Annotated in this window: 26 protein-coding genes; 12 read left to right on the plus strand and 14 right to left on the minus strand. The window is 71.4% G+C overall.

The window, feature by feature from the left end; translation table 11 throughout:
• Positions 1-44: 44 nt before the first annotated feature.
• The 11 genes from D3272_RS08195 to D3272_RS08245 form a co-directional block, all read right to left on the minus strand.
• Entirely contained in the window at positions 45-1484 is a 1440-nt protein-coding gene (locus D3272_RS08195; protein ID WP_129218684.1) for a sensor histidine kinase, read from the minus strand.
• Positions 1468-2151, minus strand: coding sequence for a response regulator transcription factor (locus tag D3272_RS08200; RefSeq protein WP_129218685.1), 684 nt, complete (start codon positions 2149-2151; stop codon positions 1468-1470). The genes D3272_RS08195 and D3272_RS08200 overlap by 17 nt, the downstream gene beginning before the upstream one ends.
• Positions 2152-2450: 299 nt before the next feature.
• Entirely contained in the window at positions 2451-3959 is a 1509-nt protein-coding gene (locus D3272_RS08205) for a Do family serine endopeptidase (RefSeq protein WP_129218686.1), read from the minus strand.
• Positions 3960-4104: 145 nt separating this feature from the next.
• Positions 4105-4578: a cytochrome c-type biogenesis protein gene (locus D3272_RS08210; protein ID WP_129218687.1), complete on the minus strand. Its 474-nt coding sequence runs from the start codon at positions 4576-4578 to the stop codon at positions 4105-4107.
• On the minus strand, positions 4575-6584 hold the full coding sequence (locus D3272_RS08215; protein ID WP_129218688.1) for a heme lyase CcmF/NrfE family subunit: 2010 nt from the start codon (positions 6582-6584) through the stop codon (positions 4575-4577). The genes D3272_RS08210 and D3272_RS08215 overlap by 4 nt, the downstream gene beginning before the upstream one ends.
• A gap of 10 nt (positions 6585-6594) precedes the next feature.
• A complete protein-coding gene (gene ccmE, locus D3272_RS08220) occupies positions 6595-7092 on the minus strand; it encodes a cytochrome c maturation protein CcmE (protein ID WP_129218689.1) in 498 nt (165 codons plus the stop codon).
• A 2-nt stretch (positions 7093-7094) separates the two neighbouring features.
• Complete coding sequence (ccmI, locus tag D3272_RS08225; protein ID WP_129218690.1) at positions 7095-8219, minus strand: c-type cytochrome biogenesis protein CcmI; 1125 nt, start codon at positions 8217-8219, stop codon at positions 7095-7097.
• Positions 8220-8274: 55 nt separating this feature from the next.
• A complete protein-coding gene (locus D3272_RS08230; protein ID WP_129218691.1) occupies positions 8275-8769 on the minus strand; it encodes a hypothetical protein in 495 nt (164 codons plus the stop codon).
• Between the two features lie 118 nt (positions 8770-8887).
• On the minus strand, positions 8888-10312 hold the full coding sequence (locus D3272_RS08235) for an ATP-binding protein (protein WP_428977970.1): 1425 nt from the start codon (positions 10310-10312) through the stop codon (positions 8888-8890).
• A gap of 1 nt (position 10313) precedes the next feature.
• Entirely contained in the window at positions 10314-11009 is a 696-nt protein-coding gene (locus tag D3272_RS08240; RefSeq protein ID WP_129218692.1) for a response regulator transcription factor, read from the minus strand.
• Positions 11010-11106: 97 nt separating this feature from the next.
• Complete coding sequence (locus D3272_RS08245) at positions 11107-11439, minus strand: hypothetical protein (RefSeq protein WP_129218693.1); 333 nt, start codon at positions 11437-11439, stop codon at positions 11107-11109.
• Between the two features lie 108 nt (positions 11440-11547).
• Here D3272_RS08245 and D3272_RS08250 point away from each other — a divergent pair, with 108 nt between their 5' ends.
• From D3272_RS08250 to D3272_RS28370, 3 genes are all read left to right on the plus strand, one after another.
• On the plus strand, positions 11548-12003 hold the full coding sequence (locus tag D3272_RS08250) for a MarR family winged helix-turn-helix transcriptional regulator (RefSeq protein WP_129218694.1): 456 nt from the start codon (positions 11548-11550) through the stop codon (positions 12001-12003).
• Between the two features lie 2 nt (positions 12004-12005).
• The gene (locus D3272_RS08255) at positions 12006-13307 is read left to right on the plus strand and encodes an MFS transporter (protein ID WP_129218695.1); all 1302 of its coding nucleotides are present in this window, start codon (positions 12006-12008) and stop codon (positions 13305-13307) included.
• Between the two features lie 311 nt (positions 13308-13618).
• On the plus strand, positions 13619-14299 hold the full coding sequence (locus D3272_RS28370) for a TrmH family RNA methyltransferase (protein WP_428977971.1): 681 nt from the start codon (positions 13619-13621) through the stop codon (positions 14297-14299).
• Positions 14300-14361: 62 nt separating this feature from the next.
• On the opposite strand, the gene D3272_RS08265 is transcribed toward D3272_RS28370, so the two are convergent.
• Positions 14362-15297, minus strand: a complete 936-nt coding sequence (locus D3272_RS08265; RefSeq protein WP_129218697.1) for a hypothetical protein — start codon at positions 15295-15297, stop codon at positions 14362-14364.
• 341 nt (positions 15298-15638) lie between these two features.
• Between D3272_RS08265 and D3272_RS08270 the strand changes: the two genes are divergently transcribed.
• From D3272_RS08270 to D3272_RS08310, 9 genes are all read left to right on the plus strand, one after another.
• Positions 15639-15971, plus strand: a complete 333-nt coding sequence (locus D3272_RS08270) for a DUF485 domain-containing protein (RefSeq protein WP_129218698.1) — start codon at positions 15639-15641, stop codon at positions 15969-15971.
• Positions 15971-17665 carry a cation acetate symporter gene (locus D3272_RS08275; RefSeq protein ID WP_129218699.1) on the plus strand — a complete coding sequence of 565 codons (1695 nt, stop codon included), beginning with the start codon at positions 15971-15973 and terminating at the stop codon, positions 17663-17665. Before D3272_RS08270 ends, D3272_RS08275 begins: the two co-directional genes overlap by 1 nt.
• Before the next feature lie 235 nt (positions 17666-17900).
• Positions 17901-18230 (plus strand): DUF2849 domain-containing protein, encoded by a 330-nt coding sequence (locus D3272_RS27225; RefSeq protein WP_165361274.1) that lies wholly within the window; start codon positions 17901-17903, stop codon positions 18228-18230.
• Positions 18217-19887 (plus strand): nitrite/sulfite reductase, encoded by a 1671-nt coding sequence (locus tag D3272_RS08285; RefSeq protein WP_129218701.1) that lies wholly within the window; start codon positions 18217-18219, stop codon positions 19885-19887. The genes D3272_RS27225 and D3272_RS08285 overlap by 14 nt, the downstream gene beginning before the upstream one ends.
• Positions 19888-19891: 4 nt before the next feature.
• Positions 19892-20626 (plus strand): phosphoadenylyl-sulfate reductase, encoded by a 735-nt coding sequence (locus D3272_RS08290; protein WP_129218702.1) that lies wholly within the window; start codon positions 19892-19894, stop codon positions 20624-20626.
• Entirely contained in the window at positions 20626-21141 is a 516-nt protein-coding gene (locus D3272_RS08295; protein ID WP_165361275.1) for a DUF934 domain-containing protein, read from the plus strand. Before D3272_RS08290 ends, D3272_RS08295 begins: the two co-directional genes overlap by 1 nt.
• Before the next feature lie 59 nt (positions 21142-21200).
• Positions 21201-22088: a dienelactone hydrolase family protein gene (locus D3272_RS08300; protein ID WP_129218896.1), complete on the plus strand. Its 888-nt coding sequence runs from the start codon at positions 21201-21203 to the stop codon at positions 22086-22088.
• A gap of 43 nt (positions 22089-22131) precedes the next feature.
• Positions 22132-22416 carry a hypothetical protein gene (locus tag D3272_RS08305; protein ID WP_129218704.1) on the plus strand — a complete coding sequence of 95 codons (285 nt, stop codon included), beginning with the start codon at positions 22132-22134 and terminating at the stop codon, positions 22414-22416.
• Positions 22416-22703 (plus strand): type II toxin-antitoxin system RelE/ParE family toxin, encoded by a 288-nt coding sequence (locus tag D3272_RS08310; protein WP_129218705.1) that lies wholly within the window; start codon positions 22416-22418, stop codon positions 22701-22703. The genes D3272_RS08305 and D3272_RS08310 overlap by 1 nt, the downstream gene beginning before the upstream one ends.
• 7 nt (positions 22704-22710) lie before the next feature.
• Here D3272_RS08310 and D3272_RS08315 read toward each other — a convergent pair whose 3' ends face one another.
• Together D3272_RS08315 and D3272_RS08320 are read right to left on the minus strand one after the other, a co-directional pair.
• A complete protein-coding gene (locus D3272_RS08315; protein WP_129218706.1) occupies positions 22711-23136 on the minus strand; it encodes a GlcG/HbpS family heme-binding protein in 426 nt (141 codons plus the stop codon).
• Positions 23137-23206: 70 nt separating this feature from the next.
• Positions 23207-24271: an ABC transporter ATP-binding protein gene (locus tag D3272_RS08320; protein ID WP_129218707.1), complete on the minus strand. Its 1065-nt coding sequence runs from the start codon at positions 24269-24271 to the stop codon at positions 23207-23209.
• Between the last annotated feature and the right edge of the window lies 1 nt (position 24272).

Here is a 24272-nt window from a genome sequence, read left to right on the forward strand (position 1 = left end):
GGCGACATCGCCGAAGAGCGTCGTTCCGGCCCCGCCGACGGCCGCTACGCTTGCCGGGCCGGTTCCGGCCGCGCCCGGGCGACGCGGACGGCCCCGGACGGGGCGGCGGCGACCGGCAGCGTCATGGTCACGCGCAGGCCCGGCCCGTTGTCGTCGAGCGCGAGGTCGCCGCCGTGCAGGCGCGCGATGGCGGTCGCCAGGGACAGGCCGAGGCCGGAGCCGGGGCGCGAGCGGGACCCTTCGAGCCGCACGAACCGGTCGAGCACGCGGGCCCGGTCGGCGGCCGGGATGCCGGCGCCGCGGTCCGCCACCGCGATCTCGACCCGTTCGCCCGCCCGGCGCACCGAAACGGCGACTTCGGCCGGGGCGCCGCCCGAGGGCAGGCCGTATTTCAGCGCATTGTCGATCAGGTTGGCGAGCGCCTGGCCGAGCAGTTCCCGGTTGAGCAGCACCGGGACGCCGGGCTCGATCTCCGAACGGACGCTCGCCCCCTCCTCCTCGGCCGAGGGCTCGTAGAGTTCGACGACCTCCGCCACCACGGCGCCGACGTCCCCGGCCGCCAAGCCGTCGCGCCCTGCCCCGGCTTCGGCGCGGGCGATCATCAGCAGGGCGTTGAACACCGCGATGAGGCCGTCCGCCTCCCCGATCACCTTCTCCAGCGCCTCCTGCTGGCGCTCGGGATCGCCGTCCGAGCGCAGCGCCGCCTCGGCGCCGTTGCGCAGCCGGGTCAGCGGCGTGCGCAGGTCGTGGGCGATGTTGTCGGACACTTCTCGCATCCCCACCATCAGGCCGGCGATGCGGCCGATCATGGTGTTGAGGTTCTCGGCGAGGCGGTCGAGCTCGTCGCCCGTGCCGGCCAGCGGCAGGCGACGGGCGAGGTCCCCCGTCATGATCGACTTGGCGCTGGCGTTCATGGCGTCGACGCGCCGCAGGATGCGGAAGGACATGACGAGGCCGCCCAGCAGGCCCACCAGCATGACCCAGAACAGCGACGTGAACAGCGCGTGGATCATGACGTTGCGGAGGTTCTCGCGTTCCTCGAGGTCGCGGCCGACGAGAAGCCGAAACCCGCTCGGCAGCAGGAACACCTGGGCGAGCGCCAGGTGGCTCGCCCGCGCCTCGTTGCGGCGCTCGTAGGTGATCTCGATGAGGCCGGGATGGTCGATGACGCCCGGCGGCAGGGTCGCGACGTTGCCGGCGAGCGGCTCCCCGGCGAAGCTCGTCACGAGGTAGAGCGACGAGCCGGGCTGCTCGGTGCGGCGCTCGACGGTCGAGACGAGCTGGCGGATGCCGCCCGAATCGTATTGCTCGGTCAGCCCGTTGATCTCGGCCTCGATCGTCTGGCCGATCTGCGCGTCGAGCAGCTGGTTGACGTCCCAGTCGATGCCGCCCAGCACGACCCCGGCGCCGACGGCGAAGATCACCAGATAGGCCAGCGACAGCTTGAACGCCGTCGTCCGGAACAGCTTACCGACGATCGTCACGGATCATGTATCCGGCGCCCCGCACCGTGTGGAGCAGGGGCGCCTCGGCACCCTTGTCGATCTTGGAGCGCAGCCGCGAGATATGCACGTCGATGACGTTGGTCTGCGGGTCGAAATGGTAGTCCCACACGTGTTCCAGCAGCATGGTGCGGGTCACGACCTGGCCGGCGTTGCGCATGAGGTATTCGAGCAGGCGGAACTCGCGCGGCTGCACCGGGATGTCCTTGCCGTTGCGCGACACCTTGTGGGCCAATCGGTCGAGTTCGAGGCCGCCGACCCGGTATACGGTCGGCTCCCCACTGTCGAGCGGCTTGCGGCGGGCCAGGATCTCGACGCGCGCCAGCAGTTCGGAGAAGCTGTAGGGCTTGGGCAGGTAGTCGTCGCCGCCGGCCCGCAGGCCCTTCACCCGGTCGTCGACCTGGCCGAGCGCCGACAGGATCAGCACCGGCGTCTCGACCTTCTGGGCCCGCAGCCCGCCGATCAGCGACAGGCCGTCGAGCTTGGGCAGAAGGCGATCCACCACCAGGACGTCGTAGTGCCCGTCCTGCGCCAGCGCGTAGCCTTCGAGCCCGTCATGCGCCACGTCGGCGGCGTGCCCGGCCTCCGCGAAGGCCTTGACGAGGTAGCTCGAAGCTTCCGGATCGTCCTCGATCACCAGGATGCGCATCGGGTCGGGTCCTCAAGGCGTGACGGCTCACCCCGGCGAGCGCCGGAGCCGCGGGTTCGATGACGGTGTGGGGTGATTGATCCCGGGACGGTCCGGGCCGGTGGCTCTGGCGCGCCCGGGGGGGATCGGCTGCCGGGAAGATGGCAGGCCAGACCGCTAGGCCCGACCTGCCGCCCTCACCCTGGGACCCCGCGCCGACGGGGGGCGCTGAAGGCGCGGGAGCCCGGGAAGTCTTGAGCCCGGAAAGTCTTGAGCCCGGGGAGGCTCGGGCTCGAGAAGGCCTCGGGCCCGAGCGCGCTTCAGCCCGCGTTCTGCGTCGACAGCGCCACGTAGCGGACGTTGTCGCCGGTCTTGACCCGGAGCAGGACGGCCTTGTGGCCGTCCTTCTTGGCGTCGGACAGCGCGGTGGACACGTCCGACGGCCGCGCCACGGGCTTGCCGGCTGCTTCGAGGATGACGTCGCCGGTCTGCAGGCCCTTCTGGGCCGCGGTGCCGTCGGGATCGACCTCCGCCACGACCACGCCAGCGCTGCCCGCGCCCGCGATCGAGGCGGCCGGAGCGAGCGTCAGGCCGTAGGTCGACAGCTGGGCCTTCTCGTCCTGCGGCTTCGGCATGTCGGCCTTGGCCTGCTGGTCGTTCGGCAGCGTGCCCAGCGTCACGTCGACGTTCTTCTGGCTGCCCTCGTGCCAGACGGTGAGCGTCACCTTCTTGTCCGGGCCGAGGCCGGCGATCTTGCGCGACAGCTCCTTCGGGCTGTCCACCATGTCGCTGTTGACGGCCGTGATGACGTCGCCCGAGCGGATGCCGGCGGCGGCGGCCGGCGAGCCCTTCTGGGGCTCGGCCACGAGGGCGCCCTTGGCGTCCTTCAGGCCGAGCGACTCGGCGATGTCGGCCGTGACGGGCTGGATCTGAATGCCGAGCCAGCCGCGGGCCACCACGCCCTTGTCCTTCAGGTCCTGGATGACGCCGCGCGCCACCTCGGTCGGGATTGCGAAGCCGATGCCGACGCTGCCGCCCGAGGGGGAGAAGATCGCGGTGTTGATGCCGACGACCTGGCCCTCGGTGTTGAAGGTCGGGCCGCCCGAGTTGCCGCGGTTCACCGGCGCGTCGATCTGCAGGAAGTCGTCGTAGGGGCCGGCGCCGATATCGCGGCCCCGGGCCGAGACGATGCCGGCCGTGACGGTGCCGCCGAGCCCGAACGGGTTGCCGACCGCGATCACCCAGTCACCCACGCGCGGCACGCTCGAGGCCCACTGCACGAAGGGATAGTTGGAACCGGACTTGACCTTGATGAGGGCGAGGTCGGTCTTCTTGTCGGTGCCCACGACCGTGGCCGGCACGGTCTTGCCGTCCTGCAGCGCCACCTCGACGTCGGTGGCGTTCTCCACGACGTGGTTGTTGGTGACGATGTAGCCGTCCGAGGAGATGAAGAAGCCGGAGCCCTGCGCCATGCCGGTGTGGGGATGGGGCTTCGGATTGCCCATGCCGCCGCGCTGCTGGAACTGGCGGAAGAAGCGCTCCAGCGGATCGCCCTTCGGGATGTTGGGCATGGACTGGGCGGGGCTGTCGTCGTCGTCCGACGCGTTCTCCACCATCTTGACCTTGACGGAGACCACGGCCGGGCTGACCCGGTCGACGACATCCGCGAAGGAGCCGGGCGCGATGGTGCTCGGCGCGGGCTGCCCCGCGATCTGCGCGGCCTGCGCCGGATAGGTCGACAGCAGGCTCGGGGCCGCCACAGTGGCGCCGAGCGCGGTGACGGCCACGGCACCGAGCAGGGCGGTGCGGATGGTCGGACGCTTGGTCATCGGGATAAACTCCTCGTCGCGGGCGGCGCAGCTTGGCGCGCCGTCTCCATGACCAGCAACATGGGGCTCGCCACCTTGCCTTGCCATTTCCCGGTGATGAAACTTTAGTAAGGTGCGTGTAAGTCTCGCTCGGCCGCCGCAGCCGTCAGCCGCGCGGCCCGGCCAGCAGCGCATCGACCCTGGCCTGCTCGTCGGGCGTCAGCGGACGCGATGCGCCGGGCGGGCGGCGCCGGGCCAGCAGGGTCGCGCCGCCGAGCAGCAGGGCCAGCCCGGGCGTCGCCCAGAGCAGCAGGGTTGCGGGCGCCAGGGGCGGCTTCAAAAGCACGAAGTCGCCGTAGCGCCGCACCAGATAGGCCCGGATCGCGTCGTCGCTGTCGCCGCTCTTCAGGTGTTCGCGCACGATCAGGCGCAGGTCGCGGGCGAGCGGCGCGGCGGAATCGTCGATGGACTGGTTCTGGCACACGAGGCAGCGCAGTTCTTCCGAGATGGAGCGCGCCCGCGCTTCGAGCGCCGGGTCCGACAGGATCTCGTCGGGCTCCACGGAGCGGGCCGGCGTCACGGCCAGCGCCGCCAGCAGGGCGAGGCCCGCGGCCCGGGCGGCAGCAGCGCGCGCGCTCATTCGGCCGGGCTCGGCAGCACGGGCGGACGCGCGGGGGGCGGGCTGCCGGCGGGGCGGGAGCCGCGGACCGCGAGACCGATGCGCAGGCGCCGGTCCGACAGCGACAGCAGCCCACCCAGCGCCATCACCAGCGCCCCGCACCAGATGAGCGAGACCAACGGCTTCCAGAACATGCGCGCGTCGATCGTGCCGTCGGCATGCTGGTCGCCGAGGCTGACATAGACCTGGCCGAGGCCGAGCGTGACGATGCCAGCCTCCGCCACGGTCTGCCGACGTGCCGCGAAGACGCGTTTCGCCGGCGCGATGCGGGCGACGACGCGGCCGCCGCGGCGCACCTCCGTCTCGGCGACCGTCTCGGCGTAGTTGGGCCCGATCCGCGGCTGCAGGCCGGTGACGACGAGGTCGTAGGGGCCGAGTTCGACGGGCTGTCCCGGCGTCACGGCCGCGATCCGCTCGACGCCCCAGCCCGTGGCGGCGAGGCCCAGCAGCGTCACGCCGAGCCCGGCATGGGCCAGCGCCGTCCCGTAGGCCGAGCGCGGCAGCCCCCTCGCCCTCTCCAGCACGGCGCGGACCGGCATCGGGCGCGGCCGCAGGCGCAGGGCGACGTCGGTGGCGGCGCCGAGCACGATGTAGACGGCGAGGCCGGCCCCGAGCGGAGCCAGCACGGGCCCGCCCCGGGTGACGGCCAACAGCACCACCGCCACCAGCAGCCCGATGCCCGCCGCGGCCGTCAGGCGCTGGGCCGCACCGAGCAGGTCGCCGCGCTTCCAGGCGAGGCTGGGCCCGACCGGCACGACGAGCAGAAGCGGCACCAGCAGCGGCCCGAAGGTGAGGTTGAAGAACGGCGCCCCCACCGAGATTTTCTGCCCCGTCAGCGCCTCGAGCGCGAGCGGGTACAGCGTTCCCACCAGGACGGTGGCGCAGGCGGCCGACAGGAACAGGTTGTTCCACACCAGCGCGCCCTCGCGCGACACCGGGGCGAAGAGCCCGCCGGCCCGCAGCATCGGCGCCCGCCAGGCATAGAGGGCGAAGGACCCGCCGATGAAGACCGCCAGGATCAGCAGGATGAAGGTGCCGCGCGTCGGGTCGCTGGCGAAGGAATGCACCGAGGTCAGCACGCCGGACCGCACCAGGAAGGTGCCGAGCAGCGACAGCGAGAAGGTCACGATGGCGAGGAAGATGGTCCACACCTTCAGGGCCTCGCGCTTCTCCATCACGCTCGTGCAGTGAAGCAGGGCCGTGCCGGCCAGCCACGGCATCAGCGACGCGTTCTCGACCGGATCCCAGAACCAGAACCCGCCCCATCCCAGCGTATAATAGGCCCAGTAGGACCCCATGGCGATGCCGAGCGTCAGGAACGTCCAGGCGAGCAGCGCCCAGGGGCGCACGAACCGCGCCCAGCCCGCGTCGACCCGACCGGTGATGAGGGCGGCGGCCGCGAAGGAGAAGACGATCGAGAAACCGACATAGCCGAGGTAGAGCAGCGGCGGGTGGATGGCGAGGCCGATGTCCTGCAGGATCGGGTTGAGGTCCTGCCCCTCCATGGGCGGGTCGACGACGCGGGCGAAGGGGTCGCTGGTCAGCAGGATGAAGAGCAGGAAGGCGGAGGCGATCCAGCCCTGCACGCCCAGCGTGGCGGCGCGCAGCACGATGGGGATGCCGGGGCCGAAGAGGGCGACGAGCCCGCCGAACAGCGCCAGGATCAGCACCCAGAGCAACATCGAGCCCTCGTGGTTGCCCCACACGCCGGCGATCTTGTAGACGAGCGGCTGGGTCGAGTGGGTGTTCTCGACCACGTTGCGCAGCGAGAAGTCCGCCGCGACATGGGCCTCGGCGAGACAGGCGAAGGCATAGGCGACGAGCGCCAGCTGCCCCAGCGACACCGGCACGGCGGTGCCCATCAGCGTCGGGTCGCGGCGCACCGATCCCCACAACGGCAGCACCGACTGGACCAGCGCCAGCGCCAGGGCCAGCACGAGGGCGAAATGTCCGGTCTCGACGATCATGGCCCGGGCCTCAGCGCAGGGTCGGGGCGGCGGCGACGGCGGCCGGCCCGGGCGACGCCACCGAGGCCGAAGCGCTCTCGCGCTGCCACTCGCCGCGCTGCTTCAGGGCGTCCGCCACCTCGCGCGGCATGTAGGTCTCGTCGTGCTTGGCCAGGACGGAATCGGCGATGAAGCGGTCCGGCCCGGAGACGACGCCCTCGGCCACCACCCCCTGCCCTTCCCGGAACAGGTCCGGCAGCAGGCCGGTGTAGCGCACCCGCACGTCGCGGCTGTTGTCGGTCACGGCGAACTCCACGGTGGCGTCGCCGACATGCGCCAGCGACCCGCGCGCGACGAGGCCGCCGATGCGCAGCCGCGTGCCGGGCGCGGGCGCCTTCTCGGCAAATTCCGTCGGGCCGTAGAAGAACACCACGCTGTCGCGCAGCGCGAAGAGCGTGAGGCCGGCGGCGAAGCCGGCCACGGCGAGCGCGCTGGAGATGAGGAGGAGACGCCTCGATTTGCGGCGCATGGCTAGCTTTCCAGACCGAGTTCGTGGGCCAGCCGGTCGAGCCGACCGAGCACGGGAGCGTTGCCGCTCATCGACCGGCGGGCGTCGGCGAGGGCTTTGACCGCCTTGTCGTCTTCGCCCAGCACACGGTAGGCGCGGACGAGCCGGAGCCAGCCGTCCGCGTCCTGCCCGTCTTCGGCGAGCCGCGCCGCGAGGCCGTCCACCATGCCACGGATGGCGACCCTCTGCCGGTCGGCCGGCAGCGCCGCCACGGCGGCGGCGCCGGCCGGCATGGCGGGCTCCGCCGCAGCGGCCGACGGTGCCGGGGCGGGGGCGCCAACCGGGGCGCCGTCGAGCCCGGCGATGCGGCGGCGGACGGTGTCGGCATAGGGCGCGCCGGGCGGCGCCTCGGCGACGAGCGCCATCCAGACGGCGCGGGCCTTCGCCTTGTCGCCGTCCTGCAGGGCGGCGAGCCCCTGGAAGAAGCGCGCCTGCGGCAGGGCGGGGTCTTCCTTCAGTGCGGCGTCGAAGGCTTCGCGGGCCTCGGCCGTGACGACGCCGTCCGCCGCCATGGCGAGGGCCTGGCCGAGGGCGGCGCGCCGCTCCGCCGTGGGCCCGACGACGCGGATGAGGTCGCGGTAGGTCCGCGCCGCATCGCCGAACCGCCCCATCTTCATGTAGATCGGCGCCATCACGGCGAGGCCGCGGCCGTCGTCCGGGTCGGCGGCGAGGTGGGCCTCGATCTTGGCGATGGCGGCGGCGAAATCCGTGGTCCCGTCGCGCCGGGCCGCCAGCGGCGCGTCGGGCAGGTCCGGACGTCCGACGTCGGCATAGACGCCGCCCGCCACGGCCAGGACGGCGACGCCGGCGGCGAGCGCCACCGCCACCCGGCGCGGGCCGGCCGGCGGCTCGGCGCCCGTGACGTCGGCGGCCCGGATCAGGCGGCGGCCGAGTTCGGCGCGCGTCGCCTCCGCGTCGGCGGGCTGCAGGATGCCGCGATCGACGTCGGCGTCGAGTTCGGCGAGCTGGTCACGGTAGAAGGCGACGTCGCTCGCCCCCGCGGCCCGCCGTCGCCGCGGGTGGAGCAGCGGCCATGCCACGCAGAGCAGCGCGGCGGCGGTCATGAGGGCGAAGGCGAACCACACCATGCCGGCCTTCTAGCGCGTCCTCACCGGGGCGGAAACGCGAAAAAGCGGCTGCGGATCAAGAGGTCACATGCCAGTTGCCGTCGAGGTCGCGGCACCCCGTGCCGTGGCCCGTCTGGGGACGGCCGGCGAAGAAGATCGTGGCCGTGAAGCTGCGGCACTCGGCGGGAGCGCCGTCCGCCGGGACGGCGGTGCCGGCCGAGGCGGTGGCGCCCGGCACGACATAGCCGAACACGCCTTTCTGCCCCTTCCAGGTGCGGCGCTCGCCGGAGGCGAGGGCGCCGTTCTCGGCCGCCAGGGCCGCGTCGCGGTCGCCCTCCGGCAGCTTCGACCCGGCGGCCCCGCCGAGGAAACCGCCGTAGTTCACCGGAATGGGGATCGGTGTCGCCTCCACCGGGGCGACGGCCGCCACCGGCGCGGCGCCGAGCCCGGGGATGGCGGCGAGGCTGACCCCGCTGGTGCTCGTCGTCGAACAGCCGCCGAGCGTCCCGGCGGCGCCGAGGACCGCGCCGGCCAGTGCCGCGCCCCTGAAGATCCGAACCATCGCTGCCATGCCGCCCCCGGCCCCCTCACGTTCAAACACCCGCGCCCATCGCATGTGCCCGCACGGGACCGCGCCGATCACACACGCGAAACGTTACCAAAGGTCCATGCCTCGGGCCAGGGTCGCCTCACACGGGATTGGGGCGGAGATCCGTCCGGCTTCCGGGAAGCCTGAGGACGGCCCGCAAGCCCCCGAGCGGGCTCTGGTCCAACGAGAAACTCCCGCCATAGGTCCCGGCGAGATCGGTGACGATGGACAGGCCGAGCCCCGATCCCGGCTTCGATTCGTCGAGGCGCCGGCCGCGGCGCGCCACGAGGCCGCGGGCTTCGGCGTCGAGCCCCGCCCCGTCGTCGTCGACGAGGATGAGCAGCGCCGAGGGCCCGAGTTCGCCGGGGTCGTTGGTGCTGTCCACCGTGACGGTGACGCGCCCCTGCGCCCACTTGCCGGCATTGTCGACGAGGTTGCCGACGAGGTCCTCGAGGTCCTGCTTCTCGCCGCGGAAGCGCAGGCCGTCTGGCAGGCGCGCCTCGAACACGATGTCGCGGTCGCGGTAGATCTTGCCGAAGGTGCGGACCAGCCCCTCGATCACGGGCTTCACCTCCGTGACGTTGCCGATCACGGTCGAGCGGGCGGCGGCGCGGGCGCGGTCGAGGTAGTAGGTGACCTGGTCGCGCATGATCTGGACCTGGTCGCGCACCTTGGCGGTGAGGGCGTCCGGCTCGCCCGCGGCCTGCGCCGAGGCCTCGTTGACGATGACGCTGAGCGGGGTCTTCAGCGCGTGGGCGAGGTTGCCGACGTGGGTGCGGGCCCGATCGACGATCTCGCGGTTGGCCGCGATCAGCAGGTTGAGTTCGTTGGCCAGGGGGGCGATGTCGCGCGGGAACTGTCCCTCGATGCGCTCGGCGTCGCCCTGCCGGATGGCGGCGACGCCCGCCCCCAGCCGCCGCAGGGGCCGCAGCCCGAAACGCACCTGCAGCATCGTCGACAGGATGAGGGCGACAGCCAGGATGGCCAGCGTCAGGCCGAGGGCGACGTTGAAGGAGCGGATGTCGGCCTCGACCTCGTCGGGCGAGGCCGCGACCTGAACGAGGTAGTGGTGCTTGTCGCCCGTGTCGATCACCCGCTCGACGATGCGCAGCCGGCGGTCGTCGGGCCCGACGGCATAGCCCTTCCGGGTGCCGCCGACCCCGGCCTCGACGCCGGCATCGGCCAGCTTGGGCAGCCGCTCGGCGAAGAGCGATCGGGAGGCGCGGATGTCGTTGGGGTCGCCGTCGAGCGGCGTGATCTGCCAGTACCAGCCCGACAGCGGAAGTTCGAACATCACCTCGCCGAGCTGGCCGAGGTTGGAGCGCGCGTCGTCGCCTGGGTCGGCGAAATTGGCGGCGAGCGCCCGCATGTAGACCGACAGGCGCTCGTCGAAGTCGCTTTCGGCCGAACGCCGGTTGATGGTGGCCAGCGAGATGCCGGCGACGAGCAGGATCAGCACGCTCCAGAAGGCGGCGGACAGGAACAGCCGCGTCGCGATGGACCGCGTGCCGAGCCAGGCCAGCACCTCAGGCGTCCTTCCTGGCCGCGGGTTTCTTCTCGGCCTCGGGCGGCGCCACGAGGTAGCCCAGGCCCCGCATGGTCTGGATGATGTCGACGCCGAGCTTGCGCCGCAGCCGGCCCACGAAGACCTCGATCGTGTTGGAATCGCGGTCGAAGTCCTGGTCGTAGAGGTGTTCGACGATCTCGCCGCGCGACACGATGCGGCCCATGTGGTGCATCAGGTAGGACAGAAGCCGGTATTCGTGGGAGGTGAGCTTCACGGCATTGCCATCCACGGCGACGCGTCCGGCCCGGGTGTCGAGCGTCACGGGCCCGCAGGTCAGTTCCGCGCTGGCGTGGCCGGCGGCGCGGCGCAGCAGGGCGCGCACGCGAGCCAGCACTTCCTCCATGTGGAAGGGCTTGGCGACGTAGTCGTCGGCGCCGGCGTCGAAGCCCTTGACCTTGTCGCTCCAGCGGTCCCGCGCCGTGAGGATCAGCACCGGCATGGCACGGCCGGCCGCCCGCCAGGCCTCCAGCACCGCGATGCCGTCGCGCTTCGGCAGGCCGATGTCCAGCACCACGGCGTCGTAGGGCTCGGTGTCGCCGAGGAAATGGCCCTCCTCGCCGTCGAAGGCGCGGTCGACGGCATAGCCCGCCCCTTCGAGGCCCGCCACGATCTGGCGGTTCAGGTCACGGTCGTCCTCGACCACCAAGAGTCTCATCTCGCCCTCCTCAAGAGGCCGCTGCGCGGCGCGGCTCGCCTCACCATGTTCCGGGGGTCGTCCCGGACCGCCGGCGTCGTCCCGGACGGACGGGTCGTCACGGCTTGCCGGGCTCGCCGAGCGGGGCACCGGTCGCGCCCGACATCAGGCGGTGGATCATGGGACCGTTCCGATCCAGCAGCGTCACGTCATAGACCAGCGCACCGTGGAACCAGCAGAGCTGGATGTCGATCGGCTCGGCGCCCGATGCGGCCGAGGCCTGCCGCATGGCACGGATCGGCGGCACGAGGTTCTGGTCGAACACGAGTTGGCGCGCCTTGGCCGGCCCCACGCAGAGCAGAGGCTGCGGCTCGTCCTGCGGGAGGGGCTGGGCCGCTGCGGCCCCGAAGCGCAAGGCCATCACGGCCCCGAGGAGGGCGGCGCGCATCATGCCGACACATTCCGGCCGAAGCGCTGAATGCGCCGTGAATGACGGAGCGGTTTGACGGCGTCGATAAGGGTGCATACACACCTAAAGGCGGATCGGAGCGTCGGCATCATGGACGTCGAATGTACCTGTTCGGCCCTGCGCATGGCGGCGCGGCGCCTCAGCCAAGCCTATGATGCGGCCCTGGCACCGGAAAAGCTGAGCGTGTCGCAATATGCGGTGCTGAGCAACCTCGCCAAGCGCGAGGCCGAGGGGCCGCCCAGCATGGGCGAGCTGGCGGAGCGCCTCGGCCTCGACCGCACCACCCTGACCCACAACCTGCGGCCCCTGGCCCGCGACGGGCTGGTGGCCCTGGTCGCCGATCCCCTGGACGGCCGGTCGCGGCGGGTGACGCTGACGCCCGACGGCTGGGCCAAGCGCCGGCGCTGCCAGCCGCTGTGGCGGGCCGCGCAGGACCATTTCGACCGGAGCTTCGGTACCGAGCCGTCCCGCGCGCTGCGGGACAGCCTGGCGGCGATCGCCCGGCACGCGGAGGGGACGGCGGCGCCCGTCCCGGAGAAGGACTGACCATGCTGGCCCGACGACTCGAAGCCATCCTCGCCCGGCGGGGCATCCACTACGCCTGGGTGGTGGGCGCCCTCACCTTCCTGACCATGCTGACCACGGCGGGCGCCATGGGGCTGCCGGGCGCGCTGATCCTGCCGCTCAGCCGGGAATACGGCTGGTCCACCGCCACCATCTCGTCGGCGCTGGCGCTGCGCATCATGCTGTTCGGCCTGATGGCGCCGTTTTCGGCCGCTTTCATGCTGCGGTTCGGCCTCCGCGCCGTGATCGTGACGGCCGTGGCGCTGATTTCCGCCGGGCTGCTGCTCGCCACAGCGATGACGGCCTTCTGGCACCTCCTCGTGCTGTGGGGCGTCGTGGTGGGGCTCGGCACGGGGCTGACCGCCATGGTGCTGGGCGCCACGGTGGCGAACCGCTGGTTCGTGAAGAGCCGCGGCCTCGTGCTCGGCCTGCTGACGGCGAGCGCCGCGACCGGGCAGCTCGCCTTCCTGCCGCTGGCGACGATGCTGGTCGAGCGCGTCGGCTGGCGCGCCGCCGTTTTCCCGACGGTGGCGGCCTGCGTCGCCGTCGCCGCCCTGGTGGCACTCTTCATGGTGGACCGGCCCGAAAGCCTCGGCCTCGGCGCCTATGGCGAGGAACCCGGCCACGGCGCGCCGGCGCCGGCTGTGGGCGGGCCCGGCCCGGTCGCCCGGGCCTTCGCCATCCTGGCGGAAGCCTCGCGCGTGCCGGCCTTCTGGGCCCTCTTCGGCACCTTCTTCATCTGCGGCCTGTCGACCAACGGCCTGATCCAGAGCCACTTCATCGCCTTCTGCGCCGACTACCAGCTGAAGGAGACCGATGCGGCCTCCGTCCTCGCCCTCATGGGCATCTTCGACTTCTTCGGCACCGTCGCGTCCGGATGGTTGTCCGACCGGTTCGACAACCGCTGGCTGCTGTTCTGGTATTATGGGCTGCGCGGCCTGTCGCTGCTTTGGCTCCCCTCCTCCACCTTCACCTTCTACGGCCTGTCGATCTTCGCGCTGTTCTACGGGCTCGACTGGATCGCCACGGTGCCGCCGACGGTGCGGCTTTCCGCCAAGCTGTTCGGGCGCGAGAAGGGACCGCTCGTCTTCGGCTGGATCTTCACCGGCCACCAGATCGGCGCCGCCTTCGCCACCTACGCGGCCGGTGCGGCCCGCACGGGGCTCGGCAACTACCTGCCGGCCTTCTACGGCGCCGGCGCCATGTGCCTCGTGGCCGCGCTGGGGGCGTTGACGGCCGGGCGCAGGCGCGCCGACGTTGCCATGACGCCCGTCGCGACCCCATAGAGGGGCGGCGGCGCCGAACCGCCCGCGCGCACCCGGCCCGGCGTCGCGCCCGCCACACAGGACGAAGTGCCCCCGCGTTGAGCCAGAAGCCCCCCCGCCCCGGATCGCGCGGCGATCGCCCAGACACGCGGCCTCCGGCCGAAGGCAAACGCCCGGACGGCGGGAGCCGGCCTCGTGCGTCGGGGGATCGCGGGCCAGGGGATCGCGGCCGAGGCGACCGCGGCCAAGGCGACCGCGGAAGGGGCGACGGCGCGTCGCGCCCGCCGCAACCGCCGCCGGACGTCGCCTACCTGTGGGGGACGCATGCCGTCGTGGAAGCGCTGGGCTCGCACCGGCGCAAGCTGCTGCGGCTTTCGGCGACGGAGGGGGCGGCCGAACGGGTCGCGGGCCTCGCGGCCGAGCGCGGCGTGCCGGTGGTCATCGTGCCGGGCGACGGCATCGCGGCTCGGCTGCCGCGCGACGCTGTCCACCAGGGGCTGCTGCTCGAAACGCGGCGCCTGGAACCGATCGCGCTCGAGGACGTGCCGGACGACGGCATCGTGCTGCTGCTCGACCAGATCACCGATCCCCACAACGTCGGCGCCATCCTGCGCACGGCGGCGGCCTTCGGCGTCTCGGCCCTGGTCATGACCGACCGGCATGCGCCGGACCTGTCCGGCACGCTGGCCAAGGCCGCCTCGGGCGGGCTCGAACACGTGCCGGTGGCGCTGGTCGTCAACCTGGCCCGCACGCTGGACAAGCTCGGCGAGCGCGGGTTCTTCCGCGTCGGCCTCGATTCGGCCGGCGAAGCGTCGCTCGACGACATGGAGCTGCCGCGTCCCTTGGCGCTGGTCCTCGGCGCGGAAGGCAGCGGGCTGCGGCGCCTGACCCGCGAACGTTGCGACGCGATGGCGAGGCTCGACATGCCGGGCCCTATCAAGAGCCTCAACGTCTCGAACGCCTGCGCGGTGGCGCTGACCGTCGCCCGGCTCGGGGGCCGGAGCCGGCCCTGAACCTGGCCGGCGCCGGCCAGGGTGTTCGAAGGGTCTGGAGCCCGTCGGGCTCCAGCGGTCCTTCAGTAAGCCGTGCCGACCCCGTAGCGGTAGACCATGGGCTCGACGTGGGAGCCGCCGCACCGGCAATCGGCGGGGCCGCGGCGCCCGACCGTGACGATCCGTGGGGCCGGGCCCGAATCGGCGGACGCCGCATAAGCATAGGCGTCCTCGGGGCTGTAGGGCGCGCCCGGGCTCGGTGCGAGCGGCGCTTCGGCGAACCGGGCCGGCAGCGGCGTTTCCGAGATGTAGGGTCCGCCATAGGTGCCGGCCTGCGTGCCGACGGCGGGGGCGCCATAGATGCCGGCATCATAGGCGCCCGGCACGGCGACGGTGCCGGCATAGCCGCCATCCCCGGCATCGCCGCCGTAGCCGCCGACGCCGTACCCGCCATAACCGCCGACGCCGTAACCGCCGTATCCCCCGACGCCGTAGCCGCCGTAGCCCCGGGCGCCATAGGCGAGCCGGCCGCGGCGGCCGAGCCGCGGTCCGATCCCGCCCGCGACGCGACCGAATCGGGCGCCCGCGACGCCGAACCGGCTCCGCCCCCCGAATGCCGGCAGCGCCGTCGCGGTATGGCCGTAGCCGCCGAAACGAAGCCGCCCGTTCCCTGCCCGCGGCAGGGCGGTGGCGGTGTGGCCGTAGAACGACGGACCAACGGCACCGGCATAGCGCAGCCCCGTGGCGGTATGGCCGAAGCCCGACACGTAGCTCCGGGTGCCGGCCCGCTCGTGGATAATGCCGGACAGCGGCGGCAGGCCGCGGGCGGTCCAACGCGGCGAGAATCCGGCGCTGCCGCGGAACGGCATGGCCCCGCCATGCATGCCGCCGCCGTGCAGGCCGCCGGTCGCCATCATCACGGCGCCGTGTCCCATCCCGCCCGCCGTGGCGTCCGAGGCGGCCGCGACCGCGATGAGGGCCATGGCAGGACCCAGCCGAGTGATGATTCTGCCGACCATGCGACGCTCCGGAACGGGACGACCCCGCAGAGCGGCAATTTATAAAAAATTCATCTTCGGCCCAGGCCGCGTCCGGAATATGGTTAACGCATATCTCCCTTGCGTCGGCATCAGACGTCTCATAACGTTTCGGGATCGCCTCCGGAGGTTTGCCGCATCTGCGTGCCCTGGAATGCGACGACCGATTCGAGATGTGTGGATCCGACCGCCGGGTCTCGCGCCGTTCGCCAAGGGGCCTCCCGGCCCCCCGCCGAACGGCCGCGGATGCGGCGGAACGACGCCGAGCAACGGCGCGACCCACCGTCCCTTCGGCCGCCGGTCATCACAATGGGAGGGAATGCATGCTCGACAGGCAGAGCGACTTGGATCATGAGGCCGGCCGGCGGGATCGCATCCTGCGCGACCCGGCGTTCCAGACCCTCGTACGCGAACGGACGAGCTTCGCCTGGACGATGTCGATCGTGATGCTGGCCGTGTATCTCGTGTTCATCGGGCTCAGCGCCTTCGGCAAGGGCTTCATGGCCTCCACCATCGGGGACAGCTCCATCTCCTGGGGCATCGTGCTCGGGCTGTTCACGATCGTCTTCGCCTTCGCGCTGACGGGCGTCTACGTGGCCCGCGCCAACGGCCGCTTCGACGCGCTGACGGCGCAGATCGACAGGGACGTCGCCTGATGCGCCTGTCGCCGTTCCGCTCCGCCGCCCTCGCCGCCGCCCTCGCCGCCACCGCGACCGCCGCGGTCGCAGCCGGCCCCGACCTCGGCGCCACCCGGCAGAGCGCCACCAATTGGGAAGCCATCATCATCTTCCTGGCCTTCGTGCTGCTGACGCTCGGCATCACCTACCGGGCCGCCCGCACCACGCGGTCCGCCGCCGACTTCTACGCGGCGGGCGGCAGCATCACGCCGGGCCAGAACGCCCTTGCCATCGCCGGCGACTTCATGTCGGCGGCCTCCTTCCTCGGCATCTCGGCGCTGGTGTTCACGTCGGGCTTCGACGGCCTGATCTATTCGGTGGGGTTCCTGGTCGGCTGGCCGATCGTGCTGTTCCTCATCGCCGAGCGGCTGCGCAACCTCGGCAAGTTCACCTTCGCCGACGTCGCCTCCTTCCGCCTCGACCAGACCGCCATCCGCATCCTGTCGGCCGTCGGCACCCTCACCGTGGTGGCCTTCTACCTCATCGCCCAGATGGTCGGCGCCGGCAGCCTCATCAAGCTGCTGTTCGGCCTTCCCTACGGCTATGCCGTGGCGATCGTCGGCGTGCTGATGATCGTCTACGTGGCCTTCGGCGGCATGAAGGCCACGACCTCCGTGCAGGTCATCAAGGCCTGCCTGCTGCTCTTCGGCGCCACCATCATGGCGCTCGCGGTGCTGTGGCACTACGGCTTCAATCCGAATGCCCTGATGGCCGACGCCGTCAAGATCCAGCCCAAGGGCGCCGCCATCCTGGGGCCCGGCGGCTTCGTCGCCGACCCGGTCTCCACCGTGTCGCTCGGCCTCGCGCTGATGTTCGGAACGGCCGGGCTGCCCCACATCCTGATGCGGTTCTTCACCGTCCGGGACGCCAGGGCGGCGCGCAAGTCGGTGTTCTATGCCACGGGCATCATCGGCTACTTCTACGTGCTGACCTTCATCATCGGCTTCGGCGCCATCACGCTGCTGATGAACGACCCGAGCTTCTACACGGTGGCGGCGGACGGCACCTACAACAAGCTGACCGGGCTCATCGGCGGCGGCAACATGCCGGCCCTGGCCCTGTCCAAGGCCGTCGGCGGATCGCTGTTCTACGGCTTCATCGCCGCCGTCGCCTTCGCCACCATCCTGGCGGTGGTGGCCGGGCTGACCCTCGCGGCCGCCAGCGCTGTCAGCCACGACCTTTACGCCAACGTCATCGCCCGCGGACGGTCGAACGAACGCCGCGAGGTGCTGATCTCCAAGCTGACCGCCGTGGTGATCGGCGTCATCGCCATCGTGCTGGGCTACCTGTTCGAGACCGTGAACGTCGCCTTCATGGTCGGCCTCGCCTTCGCGGTGGCGGCGAGCTGCAACTTCCCCGTGCTGCTCATGTCGCTGATGTGGCGCGGCACCACCACGCGGGGTGCCCTGGTGGGCGGCCTGCTCGGGCTCGTGACCGCCGTCGTCATGGTGGTGCTCAGCAAGGGGGTGTGGGTCGCGGTCTTCAAGTTCCACGACGCCATCTTCCCCTACGACAACCCCGCCATCTTCTCGATGCCCCTGGCCTTCGCCGCCATCTATCTGGTCTCCAAGTCCGACACGAGCCGGCGCGCCCAGCGCGAGCGCGCGCTGTTCGAGGAGCAGTTCGTGCGGGCCGAGACCGGGATCGGCGCGGCCGGGGCCCACGCCCATTGACCGCGGGATCCCTCTGACGATGCCGACGCCGGCGCCCCTCGGGGCGCCGGTTCCGTTTCGAACCGCGCCGCGCCCGTCCCGCAAAACACAAAAGCGAGACGTGTTATTTTTTAATTCTCGTAATCCCCGTGGGGAATTCTATATGGAGATGGCCTGGGCAGCGGCGACGATTGCCAGCCTTGGCGGCGGCATGCGACACCGCCCGCCCGAGCGTCGCGCGAGAGTGTCCCGATCCATGGCCCAAATCGTCACCGCCAGCCGGCTCACCGACGGTGCCGTCGTCTTCCTCGACGGGGACGGCGGCTGGACCGAGCGGCTCGACCGGTCGCGCGTCTTCGCCGACAAGGCCGGGACCGCGGCGGGCCTCGAAACCGGGCAGGCCGCCGAGGCCCGGAGCCTCGTCATCGACGTCTATGCCGTCGACGTCGCGCTGCAGGCCGGCGTCATCGTACCGACGAAGCTCCGCGAAGCCATCCGCGCCCGCGGCCCCACCATCCATCCCGAGTTCACCAAGCCCGGCTCGACCGGCGCGACCGTGCAGGAGGACGATCATGTATCGGTATGACGAGTTCGACGCGCGCTTCGTGGCCGAGCGGGTCTCGCAGTTCCGCGACCAGACCGGACGCCGCCTGTCGGGCGAGCTCACCGAGGACCAGTTCAAGCTGCATCGCCTGATGAACGGCGTCTACCTTCAGCTGCACGCCTACATGCTGCGCGTGGCCATCCCCTACGGCTCCCTGCGCTCGATCCAGATGCGCAAGCTCGCCCACATCGCGCGCCGCTACGACCGCGGCTACGGCCATTTCACCACGCGCCAAAACATCCAGTTCAACTGGCCGGCGCTGAAGGACTGCCCCGACATCCTCGACGAACTCGCCACCGTCGAGATGCATGCCATCCAGACGTCGGGCAACTGCATCCGCAACGTCACGGCGGACCACTTCGCCGGCGCCGCCGCCGACGAGGTCGCGGACCCGCGGCCCTATGCCGAGATCCTGCGGCAATGGTCGTCGCTGCATCCCGAGTATTCGTTCCTGCCGCGCAAGTTCAAGATCGCCGTGACGGGGGCCGATCGCGACCGTGCCGTCATCCAGGCCCACGACATCGGCCTGCAGGTCGTCAGGGACGCGGCGGGTGCGCTGGGCTTCAAGGTCTTTGTCGGGGGCGGCCTCGGCCGCACGCCGATGATCGGCTTCAAGATCCGGGACTTCCTGCCCGAGGCGGACCTGCTCGCCTACGTCGACGCGATCGTCCGCGTCTACAACCTCGAGGGGCGGCGCGACAACAAGTACAAGGCCCGCATCAAGATCCTGGTGCACGAGAAGGGCGCCGAACCCATGCGCGACGCCGTCGAGGCCGAGTTCGCCAAGGGCCCGAAGGGGCTGGCGCTGCCGGCCGAGGACGTCGAGCGGATCCGCGCCTATTTCGCGCCCCCGGCGCACGAGGCCCGGCCGGCGCGGTCGGACGCCGTCGCGGCGCGGCGCGGCGCGGACCCGCGCTTCGCTGCCTTCGTCGACACCAACGTCGCCCAGCATCGCGAAGCCGGCTACGGCATTGTGACGATCTCGCTGAAGCCGATCGGCGGCATCCCGGGCGACGCCTCGGCCGAGCAGATGGACCTCGTCGCCGACCTCGCCGACCGCTTCTCCTTCGGCGAGGTCCGGGTGTCGCACGAGCAGAACCTCGTGCTGACCGACGTGGCGCTGGACGACCTGCCGGCCCTCTACGACGCGCTCGCCGCGGCCGGGCTGGCCACGCCCAACGCGGGCCTCGTCACCGACATCATCGCCTGCCCGGGCCTCGACTATTGCGCCCTGGCGACGGCCCGCTCGATCCCGGTGGCGCAGCGCATCTCCGAGCGGTTCGGCGAAGGCGCGCGCGCCCAGGACATCGGCGAGCTCAAGATCAAGATCTCGGGCTGCATCAATGCCTGCGGCCACCACCACGTCGGCCACATCGGCATCCTGGGCCTCGACCGGAAGGGCGAGGAAACCTACCAGATCACGCTCGGCGGCTCGGGCGACGAGACCGCCTCGCTGGGCGACCTCACCGGCCCGGGCTTCTCGACCGACGACGTCGTCGACGCCGTCGAGAACATCGTCGACACCTACCTCGGCCTGCGTGCGGGGCCTGACGAGGACTTCCTCGCCGCATACCGCCGCGTCGGCATGGCCCCGTTCAAGAAGGCGCTCTACGAGCGCGACGCGGGCCGGGAGATCTGAGCTCATGAGCGTTCACGATGTGACGCTGTTCGGCGACCAGGTCGCGGCATCGCGGCTGGGCCAGCGTTTCGCCGCCATGGATGCGGGCGCGCTCCTGCGCCTGTCCGTCCGCGACCTGTTCCCGGGCCGCATCGCACTCGTGTCGAGCTTCGGTGCGGATTCGGCGGTTCTGCTCCACATGGTGGCGCAGGTCGACAAGGCGACGCCGGTGATCTTCGTCGACACCGGCTTCCTGTTTCCCGAAACCCTCGCCTACCGGGACGAGCTGGTGGCGCTGCTCGGCCTCACGGACGTGCGCGCCATCCAGCCCTCGGGGGAGGATCTCGCGGCGCTCGACCCGGACGGCTTCCTGTGGTCGACCGACCCCGACGCCTGCTGCGACATCCGCAAGGTGAAGCCGCTGGCGGGTGCCATCTCGGGCTACGACGCCTGGATCACCGGCCGCAAGCGCTTCCAGAGCGGCAGCCGCGCCGCCCTGCCGCTGTTCGAGGCCGAAGGCGAGCGCGTCAAGATCAACCCGCTCGCCGGCTGGGATGCCAGCGAACTGCTGCGCTACCTCGACGCCCACGACCTGCCCCGCCACCGCATGGTGGCCAAGGGCTACCCCTCGATCGGCTGCATCCCCTGCACGTCGCCGGTGAAGGCGGGCGAGGACGCCCGTGCCGGGCGTTGGCGCGGCAAGGGCAAGACCGAATGCGGCATCCACCTCGGCATCCTTTCCGCCGGACAGGACATCTGATGCGACTCTTCAAGGACGGCGCCTTCGTCGACGACCCCTGGCACATGCTCGGCGACGACGAACCGCTCGGCGCGGGGCCGGCGATCCTGTCGCTCAAGGCCTGGCTGGCGCTCGGCGACGCCCGCCAGGGCATCAACACGCCCGTCGGCGTGAAGCTCGACGCGGGCGAGATGGTGGACGCGCTGCTGCCCGACCTCGATCGCCTGTCGCTCGTCGCCCTGTCCTTCCCGAAGTTCGGAGACGGGCGCGCCTTCTCGAAGGCGTCGCTGCTGCGTGGGCAGCACGGCTTCAAGGGCGAAATTCGCGCCGTGGGCGACGTGCTGTGGGACCAGCTGCAGCTGATGCGCCGCTGCGGCTTCGACGCCTTCCTGGTCGAGAATGAGCCGACCCTTCGGGCGCTGGAAGCCGGCAAGAAGCCCTTCATGGACGAGTTCTACCAGCCGGGCCACGGCGCGCCGGAACAGCCCGCCGATGGGCGGCGGCCCTGGGCGTGGCGGACCGCGGCATCGCGCTGAACGGCCTCGCTTGGCGGGACAACCCGGCATAAGGTGCATGCAGGGAGGACGACGCCATGATGTTCCGCAACGACCAGCCCCAGCACGCCGACCAATTGCCGCCCGAGGAGCCCGGCCATGCGCCGGGCCGCCGCAGCTTCCTCGTCGCCTCGCTCGGCGTCGGCTTCGCGCTGGCGGCCCACCCCGTGGTGGCCCAGGTCATCACGACGCCGACCGACGGGCTCGTGGCCGGCGAGGTCAAGGTGCCGACGGCCGACGGCGCGATGCCGGCCTATCGCGCCATGCCGGACGGCGCCGGCCCGTTCCCCGTCATGGTGGTGATCGAGGAGATCTTCGGCGTCCACGAATACATCAAGGACATCTGCCGCCGCTACGCCAAGCTCGGCTATTTCGCCATCGCGCCGGAGCTCTTCGCCCGCCAGGGCGACCCCGCGCACGCCGACATCAAGACGATCGTCACCGACATCGTCCCCAAGGTGCCGGACGCCCAGGCCATGGCCGACCTCGACGCGACCGTGGCCTACGCGGCTGCGACCGGGAAAGCCGACACGGCCCGGCGGGGTGCCACGGGCTTCTGCTGGGGCGGCCGCATGATCTGGCTCTTCGCCGACCACGACCCCGCGCTGAAGGCCGCCGTCGCCTTCTACGGCATCCTGGGCGGCAAGGCCTCGCCCCCGACGCCGATCAAGCCCAAGAATCCGCTCGACTTCGGCCACGACGTGAAGGTGCCGGTGCTGGGCCTCTACGGCGGCCACGACGACAACATCCCGCCCGCCCTCATCGCGGAGATGCAGGCGGAGCTGAAGGGCACGGCCTCCGAAATCGTCGTCTACCCCGATGCGCCGCACGGATTCTTCGCCGACTACCGCCCGAGCTACCGGCCGGACGCCGCGCACGACGCCTGGGGCAAGGCGCAGGCTTGGTTCAAGGCGCACGGGCTCGCCTGAGCGGCCTTGCAAGCGGCAGGGCGACGGGCGTAGCCTGCCGTCCATGCAGATCGAAGTCACCCCCGAGCAGGACGACGTCATCCGCCACGCCATAGCGTCCGGGCGCATCGCGCGGCCGGAAGACGCCGTGGCGGAGGCAATGGCAGAATGGGTCGAGCGGGAACGACAGCGGATCGCGCTTGTCGCGAGCCTCGAAGAGGCCGAGGCTTCGGTCGCCAGAGGTGAAGGCACCGTCATCGAGACAGACGAGCAACTCGCCGCCTTCTTCGACGACATCGAGTCCGGCTACAGGGCTGAGCCACCCGCGATGAGAGCCGTCCGGGGCTGATGCCGCCCAGGATTGTCGCACCGGAGGCCCGGGAGGACCTGCGCCTCATCGGCTTCGATCACGGACGTGCGACGGCCCTCGCCAGCCTCGGCCGGCTCAAGCGCAGCTTCAGCCTGCTCGGCCGCTATCCGCTCGTCGGCCGAGCCCGGAATATCGACCTCGGTCCCGGGTTGCGCAGCCTGCCGAGCGGTGGCTATGTCATCATCTATCGTCCGACGCCGCAGTCAGTCACAATCCTGCGCGTCATCGATGGTCGACGGGACTATCCGCTGCTTTTCCGGCACTGACGTCCGATCACGCCCCCGTATCGGCCTTCAGCCCCGCGGCCTCGATCCCCGCCACGGCACAGATCTCGTCGTTGTCGCTGAGGTCGCCCGAGACGCCGACGGCGCCAACCACTTCGCCGCCCTGCAGGATGAGGACGCCGCCGGGCACCGGCACGAGGGAGCCACCGACGGCGTGGGTGGCGGCCGCCACGAAGGCCGGACGTTCCGCCGCCATCTTGGCGATGGCGCGTGAGCCGAGCCCCATGGCGAGGGCGCCGTCGGCCTTGCCGCGGGCGATCTCGCCGCGCTTGAGGCTGGTGCCGTCCTGCGCCGCGAAGGCCTTCATGGCGCCGCGCGCGTCCAGCACCACCGCGGCGAGCGGCTTGAAGCCCTTCTCGGTCCCGGTCTTGAGCACGACGTCGAGGATGGTGCGGGCGTGGTCGAGGCTGAGCATGGGCGTCCCGTCGGGCTGAATGTCGGGGCGGACCCTGCCGCGCCCGCGCCCGTCTGGCAAGCGCGTCCTGTCACGCCGCCTCGAGCGGCACGAGGTCGTCGGGCGAGAAATGCAGCGTCACGCTTTCGCCCGGCAGGGGCGGCGGCAGGCCGGGGCTGTTGAAACGGTCGAGGAGAATGCGGCTGCCGCCGATCTCGACCTTCACCCGCACCACGGCCCCCAGGAAGGCCACATCGGCGATGGTGCCCCGGATGCGGTTGCCGCCGTTGCCGGGGTCGTGCAGCGTCACGGCCTCGGGCCGCAGCGCCACCGCGCAACCGGCGGAGCCCGCCGCCGCCATGATCTGCCGGCCGACGCGGGCCTCCTGCCCGTCGATGCGGATGGCGCCGCTCTGCGCGTCCACCACTTCGACGTTGAGGATGTTGAGCGTGCCGATGAACGAGGCCACGAAGCGCGTCTTCGGCCGGTTGTAGATCTCGAAGGGCGTGCCGAGCTGCTCGATGCGGCCCTCGCTCATGACGACGATCCTGTCCGACATGGACAGGGCCTCCTCCTGGTCGTGGGTGACGAAGACGGTCGTGATGCCGAGCGTGCGCTGCAGCGCCTTGAGCTCGTCGCGCAGCGCCAGCCGCACCTTGGCGTCGAGCGCCGAGAGCGGCTCATCGAGCAGCAGGAGCTTCGGCGAGGTGGCGAGCGCGCGGGCGAGGGCGACGCGCTGCTGCTGGCCGCCGGAGATCTGGTAGGGGTAGCGGTCGGCGAGGTGGTCGAGCTTCACGATGCCCAGCATCTCGGCCACGCGGGCCCGCGTGGCTTCCCCGCTCGCCTTGGCGACCTTGAGACCGAAGGCGACGTTCCCCGCCACCGTCATGTTGGGGAACAGCGCGTAGTTCTGGAACACCATGCCGACGTTGCGGGCATTGGGCGGCAGGTGGGTGACGTCGCGCCCCTCGATGCGGATCGCCCCGGACGTCGCGGTCTCGAAGCCCGCGATCATGCGCAGCGTCGTGGTCTTGCCGCAGCCCGACGGGCCCAGGAAGGACACGAATTCGCCCGGCTGCACGTCGAGATCGAAGCGCTGCACCACCTGATGGGTGCCGTAGCTCTTGGTGAGATGCTCGATCGACAGGAAGCTCATG

Source organism: Lichenibacterium ramalinae (genome assembly GCF_004137085.1).
Lineage (GTDB): Bacteria > Pseudomonadota > Alphaproteobacteria > Rhizobiales > Beijerinckiaceae > Lichenihabitans > Lichenihabitans ramalinae.

Coding starts and splice junctions, on each gene's coding strand:
- D3272_RS08200 (WP_129218685.1), bottom strand. CDS start 2,151: ATGCGCATCCTGGTGATCGAGGACGATCCGGAAGCTTCGAGCTACCTC.
- D3272_RS08205 (WP_129218686.1), bottom strand. CDS start 3,959: ATGACCAAGCGTCCGACCATCCGCACCGCCCTGCTCGGTGCCGTGGCC.
- D3272_RS08210 (WP_129218687.1), bottom strand. CDS start 4,578: ATGAGCGCGCGCGCTGCTGCCGCCCGGGCCGCGGGCCTCGCCCTGCTG.
- D3272_RS08215 (WP_129218688.1), bottom strand. CDS start 6,584: ATGATCGTCGAGACCGGACATTTCGCCCTCGTGCTGGCCCTGGCGCTG.
- ccmE (WP_129218689.1), bottom strand. CDS start 7,092: ATGCGCCGCAAATCGAGGCGTCTCCTCCTCATCTCCAGCGCGCTCGCC.
- ccmI (WP_129218690.1), bottom strand. CDS start 8,219: ATGGTGTGGTTCGCCTTCGCCCTCATGACCGCCGCCGCGCTGCTCTGC.
- D3272_RS08230 (WP_129218691.1), bottom strand. CDS start 8,769: ATGGCAGCGATGGTTCGGATCTTCAGGGGCGCGGCACTGGCCGGCGCG.
- D3272_RS08240 (WP_129218692.1), bottom strand. CDS start 11,009: ATGAGACTCTTGGTGGTCGAGGACGACCGTGACCTGAACCGCCAGATC.
- D3272_RS08245 (WP_129218693.1), bottom strand. CDS start 11,439: ATGATGCGCGCCGCCCTCCTCGGGGCCGTGATGGCCTTGCGCTTCGGG.
- D3272_RS08250 (WP_129218694.1), top strand. CDS start 11,548: ATGGACGTCGAATGTACCTGTTCGGCCCTGCGCATGGCGGCGCGGCGC.
- D3272_RS08255 (WP_129218695.1), top strand. CDS start 12,006: ATGCTGGCCCGACGACTCGAAGCCATCCTCGCCCGGCGGGGCATCCAC.
- D3272_RS08265 (WP_129218697.1), bottom strand. CDS start 15,297: ATGGTCGGCAGAATCATCACTCGGCTGGGTCCTGCCATGGCCCTCATC.
- D3272_RS08270 (WP_129218698.1), top strand. CDS start 15,639: ATGCTCGACAGGCAGAGCGACTTGGATCATGAGGCCGGCCGGCGGGAT.
- D3272_RS08275 (WP_129218699.1), top strand. CDS start 15,971: ATGCGCCTGTCGCCGTTCCGCTCCGCCGCCCTCGCCGCCGCCCTCGCC.
- D3272_RS27225 (WP_165361274.1), top strand. CDS start 17,901: ATGGCCCAAATCGTCACCGCCAGCCGGCTCACCGACGGTGCCGTCGTC.
- D3272_RS08285 (WP_129218701.1), top strand. CDS start 18,217: ATGTATCGGTATGACGAGTTCGACGCGCGCTTCGTGGCCGAGCGGGTC.
- D3272_RS08290 (WP_129218702.1), top strand. CDS start 19,892: ATGAGCGTTCACGATGTGACGCTGTTCGGCGACCAGGTCGCGGCATCG.
- D3272_RS08295 (WP_165361275.1), top strand. CDS start 20,626: ATGCGACTCTTCAAGGACGGCGCCTTCGTCGACGACCCCTGGCACATG.
- D3272_RS08300 (WP_129218896.1), top strand. CDS start 21,201: ATGTTCCGCAACGACCAGCCCCAGCACGCCGACCAATTGCCGCCCGAG.
- D3272_RS08305 (WP_129218704.1), top strand. CDS start 22,132: ATGCAGATCGAAGTCACCCCCGAGCAGGACGACGTCATCCGCCACGCC.
- D3272_RS08310 (WP_129218705.1), top strand. CDS start 22,416: ATGCCGCCCAGGATTGTCGCACCGGAGGCCCGGGAGGACCTGCGCCTC.
- D3272_RS08315 (WP_129218706.1), bottom strand. CDS start 23,136: ATGCTCAGCCTCGACCACGCCCGCACCATCCTCGACGTCGTGCTCAAG.
- D3272_RS08320 (WP_129218707.1), bottom strand. CDS start 24,271: ATGAGCTTCCTGTCGATCGAGCATCTCACCAAGAGCTACGGCACCCAT.